Origin of the sequence: Pseudonocardia sp. UM4_GMWB1 (genome assembly GCF_017312155.1) — a bacterium.
In the GTDB taxonomy this organism is placed as follows: domain Bacteria; phylum Actinomycetota; class Actinomycetes; order Mycobacteriales; family Pseudonocardiaceae; genus Pseudonocardia; species Pseudonocardia alni.
In genome coordinates, this window is sequence record NZ_QJPN01000001.1 from 3,748,795 (window position 1) to 3,765,710 (window position 16,916).

The following is a 16,916-nucleotide window of genomic DNA, read 5'->3' on the forward strand; positions in this document are numbered from 1 at the left end:
TTCAGTTCGCCGAGGTCAGTTCGCCGAGTTCTCGGTGACGAGCCGCAGCAGCGCTTCGGCATCCATGTCGTCGAGGGACTCCGCGCCGCCGTCGTCGGTCCGGCCCGCGTCGGGGTCGGGGTCGTCGGCGGCACCGGGTTCGGCGTCGGCGAGGCCCAGCACCATGTCCAGCAGGCCCGCCCGCCGCAGCCGTCCGATGGGGACGGAGGCGAGGACCTCACGGATGTGGGCGTCGGGGTCGTCGGTGCGGGTGGTGCCCTGCTCGCCGGGGGTGTCACCGAACAGCAGCGTCCCCAGGTGGCGGGCCAGGTCGGTGGGTGTCGGGTGGTCGAAGACGAGCGCCGCGGGCAGCGGCAGCCCGAGCCCGCCACGCAGCCGGTTGCGCAGCTCCACCGCGGTCACCGAGTCGAACCCGACGTCGCGGAACGCGCGCCCGGCGGGGATCGCGTCGGCGCCGTCGTGGCCGAGGGTGGCCGCCGCCTCGCCGCGGACCGCCTCGACGAGCGCCCGGGCCCGTTCCGCGGTCGGCAACGCCTCCAGGCGCCCGCGCAGCGGCGGGACGGCCGCGTCCGCGCCGGGGTCGCCGGGGACCGGGGCCGGCCCGTCGGCGAGCGCGGCGACCGCCTCGGGCACCGTGCCCAGCAGCGGGCTGGGGCGCAGCGCGGTGAAGCTCGGCGCGAAGACCTCCCAGTCCATGCGGGTCACCGCCACGCCGGTGTCGCCCTCGCCGAGGGCCAGCTCCAGCGCGGCCAGTGCGTCGGCCGGGTCCATCGCCGGGACGCCCTGGCGGTGCAGCCGCTCGTGCACCTGCGGATCGGTGGCCATGCCGACCTCGCCGAACGTCCCCCAGGCGACCGACGTCGCCGGGAGCCCGAGCCCGCGTCGGTGCGCGGCGAGGGCGTCGAGGTAGGCGTTGGCCGCGGCGTAGCCGGGCTGGCCGCCGCTGCCCCAGACCGCCGCCCCGGAGCTGTACAGCACGAACGCGTCGAGCTCCGTCCCGCGGGTGAGCTCGTGCAGGTTCCGGGCCGCGGTCAGCTTGGCCCGCAGCAGCGCGTCGAGCCGGTCCACGGTCAGGTCCGCGACGGGGGCGTCCCCGTCGGCGACGCCCGCCGAGTGGACGACGGCGGTCAGCGGCAGGTCCGCGGGCAGCTCGTCGAGCAGGGTGGCGAGTGCGTCCCGGTCGGCGGCGTCGCAGGCGGCGATCGTGACCCGGGCGCCGAGCGACTCCAGCTCGGTGCGCAGTGCGGCGGCGCCGGGGGCGTCCTCGCCGCGGCGGCTGGTCAGCAGCAGGTGCTCGGCGCCGCGGCCGGCGGCCCACACCGCCGTCCGTCCGCCGATGCCGCCGGTCCCGCCGGTCACCAGCACGGTGCCGCGGTCGCAGCCGCCGTGTCCGGGGCGCGGCGCGGCCGGGGCCGCGTGAACGAGCCGTCGGGCGAGGACCCCGTGCGGCCGGACCGCCAGCTGGTCCTCGGTCCCGGCCCCGGTGACCAGCCCGGCGACCCGCGCCGCGGTCCGGGGGTCCGGGGTCCCCGGCAGGTCGATCAACCCGCCCCACCGGTCGGGGTGCTCGAGCGCGACGACCCGGCCGAGGCCCCACAGGGTGCCCTGCTCGGGATCGGTGACCGCGTCACCGGGCGCCGTCCCGACGGCACCGCGGGTCAGGCACCACAGCGGCGCCGTGACGTCGGCGTCGCCGAGTGCCTGGACCAGCGTGAGGGTCCGGGCCAGCGCACCGGGGACGCCCGGGTGCCCCGGATGCGGCCGTCCCGTCGGGTCCGGGAGGGCCACGACCGCGGTGACCGGGCCGTCGGCGGCGTGCCGGGCCAGCTCGGCGGCCCACGCGGCGCGGCCGGTCCCGGGGTCGGTGACCGGGACGGCGCCGGGGCCGAACGCCGCGAGCAGCCCGTCGTCGTCGGTGCCGGTCCCCGCGTCGTGGCCGATGACCAGTACCCGCCCGGCCGGCGGGCCCGCGGCGGGCTCGGGGACCGGTGCCCAGTCGACCCGGTAGCGCAGGTCGTTGGCCCGGGTGCGGGCGCGGGACCCGGCGCGCCATGCGGACAGCGCGGGCAGCACGGTGTCGAGTGCGCCGCCGGGCACGCCGAGCGCGTCGGCGAACGCCGCCGGGTCCTGCCCGTCGACCAGTGCCCAGAACGCGGCGTCGTCGGCGGCGCCCGACGGGTCCGCCTTCGGCTCGGGCCAGTAGCTGCGGCGCCGGAACGCGTAGGTCGGCAGTTCGACGTCTGTGCCGCCGGTGTCGGGCAGGGTGGTGGTCCAGTCGACGGTGGCGCCGTGCACATAGGCCTCGGCCAGCGAGGTCAGCACCCGGGCGGGGCCGCCCTCGTCGCGGCGCAGCGTGCCCAGCACGACCGCGGCGGCGGTGCCGTCGGGGTCGGCCGCCTCCTGGGTCTCCTGGACCGGTCCGGCGAGCACCGGGTGCGGGCTGACCTCCACGAAGATCCGGTGCCCGGCCGCGAGGAGCGCCTCGGTGGCGTCCTGCATCCGGACGGTGGTGCGGAGGTTGGTGTACCAGTAGGTGCCGTCGAGGCCACCGTCCTCGGCGGTGTCGAGGCGCCCGCCGGTGACGGTGGAGTAGAACGGCACCGTCGGGGTGCGCGGAGTGATGCCGGCGAGGACCTCGGCGAGCTCGTCGCGCACGGCCTCGACGTGCGGGCCGTGCGAGGCGTAGTCCACCGAGACCCGCCGGGCCCGCACCCCGGCGGACTCGCAGGCGGGCAGCAGCGCGTCGAGCGCGTCCGCGTCGCCGGAGACGACGACCGACGACGGCCCGTTGACCGCGGCGACCGACAGCGCGCCGCCCCAGGGCACGATGAGCTCGGTGACCCGGCCGACGGGCGCCGCGACCGAGACCATCCCGCCGTGCCCGGACAGCCGGGGCAGCGCGCGGCTGCGCAGCGCCACCACCCGCGCCGCGTCGTCGAGGTCGAGCGCACCCGCCACGTGGGCGGCGGCGATCTCGCCCTGCGAGTGGCCGACGACCGCAGCCGGCTCGACGCCGTGGGCGCGCCAGACCGCGGCGAGGCCGACCATCATCGCGAACAGCGCGGGCTGGACCACGTCCACGCGCTCCAGCAGCGCCGGGTCGCCGTCGCCGGTGAGGACCTCGTGCAGCGACCAGTCGACGTGCGGGGCCAGCGCGGCGGCGCAGTCGTCGACCGCGGCACGGAAGGCCTCCGACGTCGTGAGCAGGTCGCGGCCCATCCCCCACCACTGGGCGCCCTGCCCGGGGAACACGAACACCGGGCCGGCGGGGTCCTCGGCGGCGGTGCCGGTGACCAGACCGGCGACCGACGTGCCGTCGGCCAGCGCGGCCAGGCCGCGGGAGAGCTCGTCGGAGGTCTCCCCGACGACGACGGCGCGGTGGTCGAACGCGGCGCGGGTGGTGGCCAGGGCGTGCCCGGTCCTGGCCGGGTCCTGCGGGTCGCGGGCCACGGCGTCGCGCAGCCGGCCCGCCTGGGCGCGCAGCGCGTCGGCCGAACGGGCGGAGACCACCCACGGGACCGGTCCGGGTGCACCGGCCGGCGGGGTCGCCTCGGCGGGGGGCGCCTGTTCCAGCACGACGTGGGCGTTGGTCCCGCTGATGCCGAACGACGAGACCCCGGCCCGGCGGGGGCGGTCGGTCTCCGGCCACGCGGTGCGCCCGGTGAGCAGCTCGACGGCCCCGGTGGACCAGTCGACATGGCTCGACGGCGCGTCGAGGTGCTGGATGCCGGGCAGCTCACCGGCGCGCATGGCGGCCAGCATCGTGATCACGCCGGCGACGCCCGCGGCGGCCTGGGTGTGTCCGATCGCGGACTTCACCGAGCCCAGCCGCAGCGGCTCGTCCCGGTCGCGGCCGTAGGTGGCGAGCAGCGCCTGGGCCTCGATCGGGTCGCCGAGCCGGGTGCCGGTGCCGTGCGCCTCGACGACGTCGACGTCGGCGGCGGTCAGTCCCGCCTCGGCCAGTGCCCGGCGGATCACCCGCTGCTGGGACGGGCCGTTGGGGGCGGTCATCCCGTTCGACGCGCCGTCCGAGTTGATCGCCGAGCCGCGGATCACGCCGAGCACCGGGTGCCCCTTGCGGCGCGCGTCGGACAGCCGCTCGAGGAGGACGACGCCGACGCCCTCGGCGAGGGTCATGCCGTCGGCGGCCTCGGAGAAGGGCTTGCAGCGGCCGTCGGCGGCCAGTGCCCGCTGCCGGCTGAACCCGACGAAGGCCTGCGGGGTCGCCATCACCGCGGCGCCGCCGGCCAGGGCGAGCGAGCTCTCCCCGCTGCGCAGCGACCGGCAGGCCAGGTGCATCGCGACCAGCGACGACGAGCACGCCGTGTCCAGGGTGACCGCGGGACCCTCGAGGCCCAGCAGGTAGGCCACCCGGCCGGACAGCACGCTGGCGGCGGTGCCGGTCACCATGTGCGTCTCGGTGTCGCCCGCGGCGTGCGCGACGGTCGTCGCGTAGTCCTGGTAGGTGGCGCCCACGAAGGTGCCCGTGCTGGTGCCGCGCAGCGAGGTGGGGTCGATCCCGGCCCGCTCGAACGCCTCCCACGAGGTCTCCAGCAGGATGCGCTGCTGCGGGTCCATCGCGACGGCCTCGCGCGGGGAGATCCCGAAGAAGCCGGCGTCGAAGTCGGCCACGTCGTGCAGGAAGCCGCCCTGCACGGAGTAGGTGCGACCGTGCCGGTCGGGGTCGGGGTCGTGCAGCGCGGCCGCGTCCCAGCCGCGGCCGGTGGGGAAGCCGGTGATCGCGTCGACCCCGTCGAGTGCGAGCTGCAGCAGCGCCTCGGGGGTGTCGGCGCCGCCCGGGTAGCGGCAGCTCATCCCGATCACGGCGATCGGGTCGTCGTCCCCGGCCGGAGCGGCCGCGGGCTGCGGCAGCCCGTCCGCGGCGCCGAGCGCGAGCTCCTCCAGGCGGCCGGCGAGCACGGCGGGGCTGGGGTGGTCGAAGACCAGGGTGGAGGGCAGCGTCAGACCGGTCGCGGCGGCGAGCCGGTTGCGCAGGTCGACCGCGGTCACCGAGTCGAACCCGGCGTCGCGGAAGGCGCGGCGCTCGCCGAAGGCGTCGGCGGAGGCGTGCCCGAGGACCGCGGCGGCCTCGGTGCGGACCAGGGTGACCAGCAGCCGGGTCCGCTCGGCCGCCGACAGGGGCGCCAGGCGGCCGGCGAGGGCACCGCGCGGGCCCGCGGCCGGTGCCGCGGCGTGGGTGAGCCGGGCCCGGACCTCCGGGACCCGGTCGAACAGGTGCGAGACCCGGCCGGCGGTGAAGACGTCGTGGTAGACGTCCCAGTCGACGTCCATCAGGCCGACGACGGTCTCGTCGTCGTCGAGCACGCAGCGCAGCCCGGTCAGTGCCCGCTGCGGGTCGAGGTACTCCAGGCCGCTGCGCCGGATCCGGTGCGGGTCGGCCTCCGTGCGCTCGGGGTCGGCGTCGGGCCACTTGCCCCAGTGCACCGAGGTGGCGCGCAGCCCGCGCGCGCGGCGCTGCTCGGCCAGTGCGGACAGGAACGCGTTCCCGGCGGCGTAGGCGGCGTGCACGCCGCTGCCCCACATGCCGGCCGTCGAGGAGTACAGCACGAGGTCGGTGGCCGGGTCGTCGAGCAGCTCGTCGAGGATCCGGGCACCGGTCACCTTGGCGTGCACGACCTCGGCGAACTCGTCGAGGGTCGTGTCGGCGATCGCGGCCAGCCCGATCACCGCCGCGGTGTGCAGGACGGTGCCGACCGTGCGCCCCTGCGCGGCCAGCCGCGCCAGCAGGGCCGCGACCGCATCCCGGTCGGTGATGTCGCAGGCCACCGCCTCGGCCTCGGTGCCGGCCTCGGCCAGCTCGGCGACCAGCGCGGCCGCACCGGGGGCCTCGGGGCCGCGGCGGGACAGCAGCACGACGTGCTCCGCACCGTCGGCGGCCAGCCTGCGGGCCAGGTCGGGGGCCAGGGTGCCGGACCCGCCGGTGACCAGCGTGGTGCCCCGCGGGCTCCAGCGCCGGGCCGGGGCCCGGCCGCCACGATCGGCGCGGACGATGCGGCGCGCGAGCACGCCCGCCGGGCGGACGGCGAGCTGGTCCTCGTCGCCGAGCCGCCCGGCCAGGACGGCGGCGAGCCGGTCACCGGTCCGGGCGTCGAGGACCTCCGGCAGGTCGGCGGTGCCGCCCCGGCGGTGCGGCTGCTCGACGGCGGCGGTCCAGCCGAGCGCGGCGACCTGGCTCTGCAGGGGCCGGGTCACGGTGTCGCCGGGCGCGGCGGTGGCCGCACCACGGGTGAGGTGCCAGAGCGCGACGTCGATCCCGGCGTCGCCGAGTGCCTGGACCAGGGCCACCGACAGGGCGAGGCCGCGGGTGAGCCCCGGGTGACGGGGGTCGTCGTCCTCGGCGGCGGCGAGCAGCGAGACCACACCGGCGATGTCCCCGTCCGCGGTGGCGTCCGCGATCCGGGCGCGCAGCACCTCCCGGTCGGTGTCGTCCCGGTCGGTGCTCTCGTCGAGCACGAGGGGCAGGGCCACGGCGCCGTGGCGCTCCAGGACGCCGACGACGTCGGCGGGGTCGGTGCCGGCGGCGGTGACCACGAGCCAGGTGCCGGTGGGTCCGGTGCGGGGCGGCTGCGGGGTCGCGGCCCACTCGACGCGGTAGCGCCAGGTGTCGAGGTCCGCGCGGTCGGCGCGGGAGCGGCGCCAGGCGGACAGGCCGGGCAGGATCGCGGTGACCGCGTCCTCGTCGGTGCCGAGCGCGGCGGTCAGGGCGGGCAGGTCGGCCTGCTCGACGGCGTCCCAGAACTCGGTGTCCAGGGCACCGGTGTCCGGGGCGGCGGCGGTCGCGGTGCGGGTGCTCCAGTACCGCTCGTGCTGGAACGGGTAGGTGGGCAGGTCGACCCGGGCCGCGGCGGCGTCGTCGAACAGGACCGACCAGTCGACGTCGAGTCCCCGGACGTGCAGCTGGGCCGCGGACAGCAGGAACCGGTCGTAGCCGCCCTGGTCGCGGCGCAGCGTGCCGCCCGCGACACCGGTGATGCCGGCGTCGTCGAGCGCGTCCTGGACGGCCGGGGACAGCACCGGGTGCGCGGCGGACTCGACGAACACCCGGTGTCCGGTCGCGGTGAGCGCGGCCACCGCGTCGGCGAACCGGACGCGGTTGCGGAGGTTCTCGTACCAGTACGCGGCGTCCATCGTCGAGGTGTCCAGCAGCCCGCCGGTCAGCGTGGAGTACAGCGGCACCGCCGAGGGCTGCGGGGACAGGCCCGCGAGGGTCTCCAGGATCTCCGCGCGCAGCTCCTCGACCTGGTGGGAGTGCGAGGCGTAGTCGACCGCGACGCGGCGGACCCGGATCCCCTCGCCGTCGAGCACCGCGCCGAGCTCGTCGAGCGCCTGCGGCTCCCCGGAGACGACGACCGAGCGGGGCCCGTTGACCGCGGCCACCGAGACCCGGCCCGCGTACTCCTCGAGCCGTCCGGAGACCTCGTCGACCGGCAGCGCGACCGACATCATGCCGCCCCGCCCGGCCAGCGACCGTCCGATCGCGCGGCTGCGCAGCGCGACGACCCCGGCGCCGTCGGGCAGCGACAGCGCCCCGGAGACGACGGCGGCCGCGATCTCCCCCTGCGAATGGCCGACGACCGCGTCCGGCTCCACCCCGTGGGCACGCCACAGCGCGGCGAGGGCGACCATCACCGCGAACGACGCCGGCTGGACCACGTCCACCCGGTCGGCGTCTGGTGCCCCCTCGGCGCGGCGCAGCACGTCGTGCAGCGACCAGCCGGTGATCGGGTCGAGGGCCGCAGCGCACTCGGCCATACGCGCGGCGAACACCGGGGACTCCTCGAGCAGCCGTGCGCCCATCCCGATCCACTGCGCCCCCTGGCCGGGGAAGACGAACACGGTGCGGCCCTCGACGTCGGCGACGCCGTGGGCGACGTGCGGGGCGGGTGTCCCCGCAGCCAACGCGCCGACCCCGTCGAGCAGCTCGTCGCGGGCGGTACCGACGACGACGGCCCGGTGCTCGTGCCGGGCGCGGGTGGTCAGCAGCGCGTGGCCGACGTCGTGCGGGTCGGCGGTGCCGTCCTCGCGGAGCCGGGCGTGCAGCGTGGCGGCCCGGTCGCGGCGGGCCTGCACGGTGTGCCCGGACAGGACCCAGGCGAGGACACCGGTGGGCCCCCCGCCCGGCGCGGGCTCCTCCTGGGCGGCGGGGGCCTGCTCCAGCACGGCGTGGGCGTTGGTGCCGCTGATCCCGAACGACGAGACCGCGGCCCGGCGCGGGCGGCCGGTCTCCGGCCACGCGGTGCGCTCGGTGAGCAGCCGTACCGTGCCGGCCGACCAGTCGACGTGCGACGACGGCGTGCCGGCGTGCAGCGTCGGCGGGAGCACCCTGTGCCGCAGGGCCTGCACCATCTTGATCACCCCCGCGACACCGGCGGCGGCCTGGGTGTGGCCGATGTTGGACTTCAGCGACCCCAGGTACAGCGGGCGGTCGGTGTCCCGGCCCCGGCCGTAGGTGGCCAGCAGGGCCTGGGCCTCGATCGGGTCGCCGAGCCGGGTGCCGGTGCCGTGCGCCTCGACGGCGTCGACGTCGGCGGCGGTGAGCGCGGCCCGCTCCAGGGCCTGGGTGATGACGCGTTCCTGGGACGGCCCGTGCGGGGCGGTCAGGCCGTTCGAGGCGCCGTCCTGGTTCACCGCGGAACCGCGCAGGACCGCGAGGACCCGGTGCCCGTTCGCACGGGCGTCGGAGAGCCGCTCGGCGACCAGGACGCCGACGCCCTCCGCCCAGCCGGTGCCGTCGGCGTCGTCGGAGAACGCCTTGCAGCGCCCGTCCACCGACAGCCCACCCTGGGCGCTGAACTCCACGAACACCGACGGGTCGGCGAGGATCGTCACCCCGCCGACGACCGCGAGCGAGGACTCCCCGCTGCGCAGCGAGTGCGCCGCCAGGTGCAGCGCGACCAGCGACGACGAGCACGCCGTGTCCACCGTGACGGCGGGGCCCTCGAGCCCGAGGGTGTAGGACAGCCGCCCGGACAGGACGCTCGCGGCGGTGCCGGTCAGGGCGTGTCCGCCCAGCTCGGTGCCGGCGTCGGCGGACGGGCTGCCCCAGTGGTAGGAGCCGACGAAGACGCCCGCCCGGCTGCCGCGCAGCGAGGTGGGGTCGATCCCGGCGCGTTCGAGGGCCTCCCAGGAGACCTCGAGCAGCAGGCGCTGCTGCGGGTCCATCGCGGCCGCCTCGCGCGGGGAGATCCCGAAGAACGCCGCGTCGAACCCGGCGGCGTCGTCGAGGAACCCGCCGCGGGCGGTGGCGCTGCCGCCGTCGCCGGTGCTCCGGAGCGCGTCGAGGTCCCAGCCGCGGTCGGCCGGGAACTCCGCGATCCCGTCGCCGCCTGCGGACACCAGATCCCACAACGACTCCGGGGAATCGACACCGCCGGGCAGCCGGCAGCCCATTCCGACGATCGCGACCGGTTCGTTCCCGACCGATTCCAATTCGTCGATACGGCGGCGGGCGCGGCGCAGATCCGTCGTGACCCGGCGGAGCGAGTCGACGATTCTGTTCTGCTGGTCCTGCGATTCCTGCATCAGCTCGTCCTCGTCATCCGGTCGCGCGCGGAGGCAGCGAATTCGTCATGCGGTGTCGAACTCTTCGTCGATGATGTCGAGCAGCCGGTCGACCGACACCGAGTCGAGGTCCTCGTCGGGCGGGCCTCCCGGCTGCGCGGCGGGACGGCGCAGCCCGGCGGCCAGCACCTCCAGCCGATCGGCGACGGCCCGGCGGTCCGGACCGTCGCCGGACAACCCGTCCAGCGCCGCCTCCAGCCCGGCCAGTTCGGGCCCGCAGGGCTCCTGCGGGCCCGGTCCGAGCAGTGCGCTCACCTCGCGGGCGGCGAGCTCGGGGGTCGGGAAGCCGAACACCAGCGTCGCGGGCAGCCGCAGCCCGGTGTCGCGGGCGAGGCGGTCGCAGAGCTCGACCCCGGCGAGCGAGTCGAGGCCCAGCTCCTTGAACACGCTGCGGACGCCGATCTCGGCCGGGTCGGGGTGCCCGAGCACGGCGGCGGTGTGCGTGCGGACCAGGTCGAGCAGCGCCCGCTCGCGCACCGCGGGGGGCATCACGGCGTAGCGTGCGCCGGGATCGGTGCCCGCGCGGTCCTCGCCGGGATCCCCGGCCGCGGTCCCGGTAGGTACCGGATCCGGCCGGGCGGTCGCGGAAGCCGGGTTCGTGACGACCCGGGCATCGGGCCCGGGCTCCGTCGCGGTCCGGGCCCCGGAGGCCGGGAACAGGCCCGGCGACCCACCGGGGTTCCCGGGTGTCGGCGGCGCGGGCCAGTACCGCACGCCGCGGAACGCGTAGGTGGGCAGCGGTACCCGGCGAGCGCCGGTCCCGGCGTGGAAGGCGTGCCAGTCCATCGGCACGCCGAGCGCGTGCAGCCGACCCAGCGCGACGGCGAACGACGTCTCCTCCGGCCGGTCGCGGCGCAGCACCGGGACGACGTGCGCCGCGGTGTCCGGTCCGAGGGTCTCCCGGGCCATCGCCGAGAGCACCCCGCCCGGGCCGAGCTCGACGAACACGTCGACCCCGTCGGCGGCCAGGGAGCGGACGCCGTCGGCGAACCGGACGGTCCCGCGCACGTGCCGCACCCAGTAGCCGGGGTCGGTCGCCGCGGTCGGGCCGAGCTCGCCCGTCAGGTTCGAGACCAGCGGGATCCGCGGTTCGCAGAAGGTCAGCCCCGCGACGACGCCGCGGAACTCCTCGAGCATCGGCTCCATCCGCGGTGAGTGGAACGCGTGCGACACCGCGAGCCTGCTGGTACGACGGCCCCGGTCCGCCAGCTCGGCGGCGAGCGCGGTGACGGCGTCGTCGTCGCCGGCGACGACCACCGAGGCGGGCCCGTTCACCGCGGCCAGTGCGACCCGGTCACCGAGCAGCGGCGCGACCTCGTCCTCGGACGCCTCGACCGCGACCATCGCCCCGCCGGCCGGTAGCGCCTGCATGAGTGTGGCGCGGGCGGCGACCAGGCGGGCGGCGTCGTCGAGCGACAGCACCCCGGCCACGTGCGCGGCGGTGATCTCACCGATGGAGTGGCCGCCGACCGCGGCCGGACGCAGCCCCAGCGCCGTGACCAGGCGGAACAGCGCCACCTCGACGGCGAACAGCGCGGGCTGGGTCCAGCCGGTCTCGTCGAGCAGGGCGGCGGCGTCGTCCCCGGTGCCCCAGGCGACGTCGCGGACGGGCCGGTCGAGGTGGGCGTCGAGGGCCGCGGTGACGTCGTCGAAGGCGCGGGCGAATACCGGGAAGCGGGCGGCGAGCGCGCGGCCGGTCCCCAGCCGCTGACTGCCCTGTCCGGAGAACAGCACCGCGGCGCGGCGGGGCGCCGCCTGTTCGCGGGCCACCTCGACGGGGCCGTGCTCGCCGAGCAGCAGGACCGCGCGGTGGCGCAGCGCGGCCCGGCCGGTGGCCAGCGACCAGCCGACGTCGCGCGGGTCCGGTGCGCCGGGCCCGGCGGTGTGCGCCCGCAGCCGCTCGATCTGGGCGTCGAGATCGCGGGCGGCGGCGGCCGAGACCGGCCAGGGCGTCACGGCCGGCGGCGCGGTGCCCCGGTCCGCGGCCTCGGGCCCGTCGGCGGCCGGGGCCTCCTCGACGATCACGTGCGCGTTGGTGCCGCTGATCCCGAACGACGACACCCCCGCGCGGCGCGGGCGGCCCCCGCGCGGCCACGGCACCGGCGCGGTACGCAGCGCGACCGCCCCGGCCGACCAGTCGACCCGGGTGCTGGGGGTGACGGCGTGCCGGGTCGCGGGCAGCAGCTCGTGGCGCAGGGCCTGCACGGTCGCGATCAGCCCGGCGACCCCGGCCGCGGCCTGGGCGTGCCCGACCACCGATTTCAGCGAGCCGACCCACAGCGGGCGGCCCGGGTCCCGGTCCTGCCCGTAGGTGGCGAGCAGGGCGCGCGCCTCCACCGGGTCGCCGACCGGGGTGCCGGTGCCGTGCGCCTCGACGGCGTCGACCTCGGCCGCGGTCAGACCCGCGTCAGCGAGCGCGTCGCGGATCATCCGCTCCTGCGCGGCCCCGCTCGGCGCGGTCAGGCCGTCGGTGGCGCCGTCGGCGGTGAGCGCCGAGCCGCGCAGCACAGCGAGGACCGGGTCACCGTCCGCGCGGGCGTGGGAGAGGCGCTTGAGCAGGACGACGCCGACCCCCTCCGCCCAGGCGGTGCCGTCGGCGTCGTCGGCGAAGACCTTGGCGCGTCCGTCGGGGGCCAGGCCGCCCTGGCGGGAGTGCCCGACCAGCGCGGCCGGGGTGGACATCACGCACACCCCGCCGGCCAGCGCGGCGGTGCACTCCCCCGCGTCCAGCGACCGGATCGCGAGGTGCAGCGCCACCAGCGACGACGACGACGTCGTGTCCACGGTCAGCGCGGGCCCCTCCAGCCCGAGCAGGTGGGCGAGCCGGCCGGAGGTGAGACCGGGGATCAGGCCGGTGAGGGCGTGTCCGGCGAGGTCGTCGGGCGAGTTCTGGACGACGCCCGCGTAGTCCTGCCCACCGGCCCCGACGAACACCCCGGTCCGGGTGCCGCGCAGCGACGACGGGTCGATCCCGGCGTGCTCGACCGCCTCCCAGGCGGTCTCGAGCACGAGGCGCTGCTGCGGGTCGGTGGAGACGGCTTCGCGCGGCGACATCCCGAAGAAGGCCGCGTCGAAGTCCCCGGCGCCGTCGAGGAACCCGGCAGTGCGGGTCGCGCAGCGCCCCGGCCCGTCGCCGTGCAGGGCGTCGAGGTCCCAGCCCCGGTCGTCCGGGAACCCGGAGGCCGTCTCCCGGTCCGAGCACAGCAGGTCCCAGAGGCCGTCGGCGTCGCGCACACCACCCGGATAGCGGCACGCCATTCCGACGACCACCACCGGGTCGCTGCCGTGTCCTGCCGTCATACCTCACCCCTGCACACGAATGCGGTCGTCTCGATGTGGCGCCGACCGTACGGTCGGCGCGGCTGTGGTTTTCCCTAATGAATGCGGCGGGCCGGGACCGAGGACTAGGGATTCCCCGGCGTCGGCCGTGGGATCAACTACCTGATCGCTGCACCGCGCCGCGGTGCGCCACGCGACGGGTCACCCGGCCCGTCACAGTCGGAGAGGGTGTCTACCCATGGGCGCGAATCGGCGGCCGATCCTGTTCGTCAGCTATGCGGAGAGCGGACTGCTCAATCCGCTCCTGGTCCTCGCCGGGGAACTGTCCCGGCGCGAGGTCGGGGACCTGTACTTCGCCGCCGACGAAAAGGCCCGCGACGACGTCGCGGGCGCGAGCACGGGCAGCCCCGTCACCTTCGCCTCGCTCGGCGACACCGTGTCGGAGATGTCGGCGGTGACCTGGGACGACGAGACCTACGCCGCGGTGACCCAGCGGGACCGGTTCCGGGCGCACGCCGCGGTCATCCGGCACTCCTTCGCCCCCGAGTCCCGGATCGAGAAGTACCGGGCGCTCGAACGCGTCGTCGACGAGGTCCGCCCGGCCCTGATGGTGATCGAGAGCATGTGCCAGTACGGCTACGAGCTCGCGATCACCAAGGGGATCCCGTTCGTGCTCGGCGTGCCGTTCGTCCCCAGCAACGTGCTCACCTCGCACGTCCCGTTCGCGAGGTCCTACACGCCGTCCGGGTTCCCGGTGCCGCACTCCGGGCTGCCGGCCACCATGACGCTGCGCCAGAAGATCGCCAACCAGCTGTTCCGGATCCGGACGCTCGGCATGTTCGTCACCAAGGAGACCCGCAAGGTCGTCGAGCGCGACGACGCCGTGCGGGCCGAGCTCGGCATCGCGCCCGAGGCCCGGCAGATGATGGCCCGCATCGACCACGCCGAGCAGGTGCTCTGCTACTCGGTGCCGGAGCTGGACTACCCGTTCGAGCTGCCCGAGAGGATGCGTCTCGTCGGCACGATGGTGCCGCCGCTGCCCCAGGTCGCCGACGGTGGTGAGCTCACCGACTGGCTCGACGCGCAGTCGTCGGTGGTCTACATGGGATTCGGCACGATCACCCGGCTGACCCGGCCCCAGGTCGCGTCGCTGGTCGAGGTGGCACGCCGGCTCGACGCCCGGGGTCACCAGGTGCTGTGGAAGCTGCCGCGCGAGCAGCAGGAGATGCTGCCACCCGCCACCGAGCTGCCCGCGGGCCTGCGGATCGAGAGCTGGGTGCCCTCCCAGCTCGACGTGCTGGCCCACCCGAGCGTGAAGGTGTTCTTCACCCACGCCGGCGGCAACGGCTACCACGAGGGCCTCTACTTCGGGAAGCCGCTGGTGGTCCGCCCGCTCTGGGTGGACTGTGACGACCAGGCGATCCGCGGCCAGGACTTCGGGGTCAGCCTCACCGTCGACCACCCGGAGACCGTCGACACCGACGACGTCCTCGACAAGGTCACCCGGGTCCTCGAGACCCCGGCCTTCACCGAGCGTGCCGCGCGCATGGGTCGGCTGCTGCACGAGGCGGGCGGGCGCGCCGCCGCCGCCGACCTGATCCTGCGCCTGCCCGTGCTCGCCGGGACCGACGCCCCGGCCGCCCGGACCGCCTGACCACGCGCCCCCACCGAACCAGGGAGTCACGATGTCCTTCACCCAACCGGTGTCCAAGCCGTGGCTCGACGGCCACGAGCTCGACTACGTCACCGACGCCGTCGGCGGCGGCTGGATCTCCTCGCAGGGCCCCTACATCGCACGGTTCGAGGAGGCGTTCGCCGCCTGGAACGGCGTCCCGCACGGGGTCGCCTGCTCGTCCGGGACGACGGCGCTGACCCTCGCCCTGCGCGCCCTGGGCGTCGGCCCGGGCGACGAGGTGATCGTCCCGGAGTTCACGATGATCGCCTCGGCGTGGGCGGTGACCTACACCGGCGCGACACCGGTGTTCGTCGACTGCGGCGACGACCTGAACATCGACGTCACGCTGCTCGAGGAGAAGATCACCCCGCGCACCAGGGTGATCATGCCGGTGCACGTCTACGGCCGCCGGTGCGACATGGAGCCGATCCTGGAGCTCGCCTACGAGTACAACCTGCGGGTCGTCGAGGACTCCGCCGAGGCGCACGGCGTGCTGCCCACCGGGGACATCGCCTGCTTCTCGCTGTTCGCCAACAAGATCATCACTGCGGGCGAGGGCGGGATCTGCGTGACCCGCGACCCGCACCTGGCCGAGCAGATGGCGCACCTGCGCGCGATGGCGTTCACCCGCGACCACAGCTTCCTGCACAAGAAGCTCGCCTACAACTACCGCATGACCAACATGCAGGCCGCCGTCGCGCTCGCCCAGACCGAGCAGCTCGAGGGCATCCTGGCGACCCGGCGCGACATCGAGAAGCGCTACGACGACGCCCTCCGCGACGTCCCCGGCATCACGCTGATGCCACCGCGGGACGTGCTCTGGATGTACGACCTGCGCGCCGAGCGCCGCGACGAGCTCCTCGCCCACCTCGCCGCCCGGGGCATCGACACCCGGGTGTTCTTCAAGCCGATGAGCCGCCAGCCGATGTACCTCGACCCGGTCTGGCCGACGCTCAACGCATCGCGGCTGGCTGCCGACGGCTTCTACCTCCCCACCCACACCGGGCTGACCGCCGAGGACCAGGAGTTCATCACCGGGCAGGTCCGCGCGTTCTACGGAGTGGCATGAGCACCGGCACCGCGAGGTCCACGCCGTCGGACACCGCCACCGGCTGCCCCGTCACCGGGGCCGGGGCAGGTGCCGCCACCTGCCCGGTGGCGTTCCCGCTGCGCCGTCCGGGAAGACCGTTCCCGCCCCCGGAGTACGCCGACTACCGCGACGGCGGTGAGCCCGTCCGGTCCGAGCTGCCCAGCGGCCCGGTCTGGCTGGTCACCCGGCACGCCGACGTGCGTGCCGTGCTCACCGACCCGCGGATCAGCGCCGACCCCTCCCGACCGGGCTTCCCGAAGGCGGCCCGGACCGGTGGGGCCCCGTCCGCGGACGAGGTGCCCGGCTGGTTCGTGTCGATGGACCCGCCGGAGCACGACCGGTTCCGCCGGACCCTGATCCCCGAGTTCACCGTCCGCAAGGTGCGCGCGCTGCGCCCGGAGATCCAGCAGATCGTCGACGACCGGATCGAGGCGATCCTCGCGAAGGACGGCGCCGCCGACCTGATCGAGGACTTCGCGCTGCCGGTGCCGTCCCTGGTGATCGCGGGCATGCTCGGCGTCCCGCGGGCCGACCGCGACTTCTTCGAGGCGAAGACCCGCGTCCTGGTCACTCTCAGCTCCAGCGACGAGGAACGCGACGCGGCGACCGCGGCCCTGCTGCGCTACCTGGGCCGGCTCATCCGGATCAAGGAGCGGCGCCCCGGCACCGACCTGATCAGCCGGCTCGCCGCGACCGGGACGTTGTCGCGCCAGGAGCTCTCCGGTGTGGCCATGCTGCTGCTGATCGCCGGTCACGAGACGACGGCGAACAACATCGGCCTCGGCATCGTCCAACTACTGACGAACCCGCAGTGGATCGGCGACGACCGCGTCGTCGAGGAGCTGCTGCGCTACTACTCGGTGGCCGACCTGGTCGCGTTCCGGGTCGCGCTGGCCGACGTCGAGATCGGCGGGCGCACGATCCGCGCGGGCGAGGGCATCCTGCCGCTGCTGGCCGCCGCCAACCACGACGACGACGCCTTCGACGGCGCCGGCGCGTTCGACCCGGAACGCTCCGCGCGCTCGCACGTGGCCTTCGGCTACGGCGTGCACCAGTGCCTGGGCCAGAACCTGGTGCGGCTGGAGATGGAGATCGCCTACCGCACGCTGTTCGACCGGATCCCGACGCTGCGCCTGGCGGTGCCCGCCGATGACCTGCGCGTGAAGTACGACGGCGTGTTGTTCGGTCTGCACGAGCTCCCGGTGACCTGGGGCTGAGCACACCCGCGCCATCGTGACCGCGTGAGGGGAGGCGGGGCCGGTAGCGGCCCCGCCTCCCCTCACGTCGTGC

Annotated in this window: 4 protein-coding genes and 1 pseudogene; 3 read left to right on the top strand and 2 right to left on the bottom strand. The window is 75.9% G+C overall.

Annotation, left to right across the window (positions count from 1 at the left end; genetic code table 11):
* Nucleotides 1-15 precede the first annotated feature (15 nt).
* Together DMP15_RS17675 and DMP15_RS17680 are read right to left on the bottom strand one after the other, a co-directional pair.
* The gene (locus tag DMP15_RS17675; protein WP_337826191.1) at nt 16-9,543 is read right to left on the bottom strand and encodes a type I polyketide synthase; all 9,528 of its coding nucleotides are present in this window, start codon (nt 9,541-9,543) and stop codon (nt 16-18) included.
* A 45-nt stretch (nt 9,544-9,588) separates the two neighbouring features.
* Nucleotides 9,589-12,861: pseudogene (locus tag DMP15_RS17680) on the bottom strand (type I polyketide synthase); the annotation flags it as partial.
* A gap of 238 nt (nt 12,862-13,099) precedes the next feature.
* Between DMP15_RS17680 and DMP15_RS17685 the strand changes: the two are divergent.
* Genes DMP15_RS17685 through DMP15_RS17695 form a run of 3 tightly spaced genes read left to right on the top strand, consistent with a single transcriptional unit; the run spans nt 13,100 to nt 16,843 of the window.
* Nucleotides 13,100-14,515 carry a glycosyltransferase gene (locus DMP15_RS17685; protein ID WP_073575130.1) on the top strand — a complete coding sequence of 472 codons (1,416 nt, stop codon included), beginning with the start codon at nt 13,100-13,102 and terminating at the stop codon, nt 14,513-14,515.
* Nucleotides 14,516-14,546: 31 nt separating this feature from the next.
* Entirely contained in the window at nt 14,547-15,605 is a 1,059-nt protein-coding gene (locus tag DMP15_RS17690) for a DegT/DnrJ/EryC1/StrS family aminotransferase (RefSeq protein WP_073575131.1), read from the top strand.
* On the top strand, nt 15,602-16,843 hold the full coding sequence (locus DMP15_RS17695; protein ID WP_202416219.1) for a cytochrome P450: 1,242 nt from the start codon (nt 15,602-15,604) through the stop codon (nt 16,841-16,843). Before DMP15_RS17690 ends, DMP15_RS17695 begins: the two co-directional genes overlap by 4 nt.
* Nucleotides 16,844-16,916 lie beyond the last annotated feature (73 nt).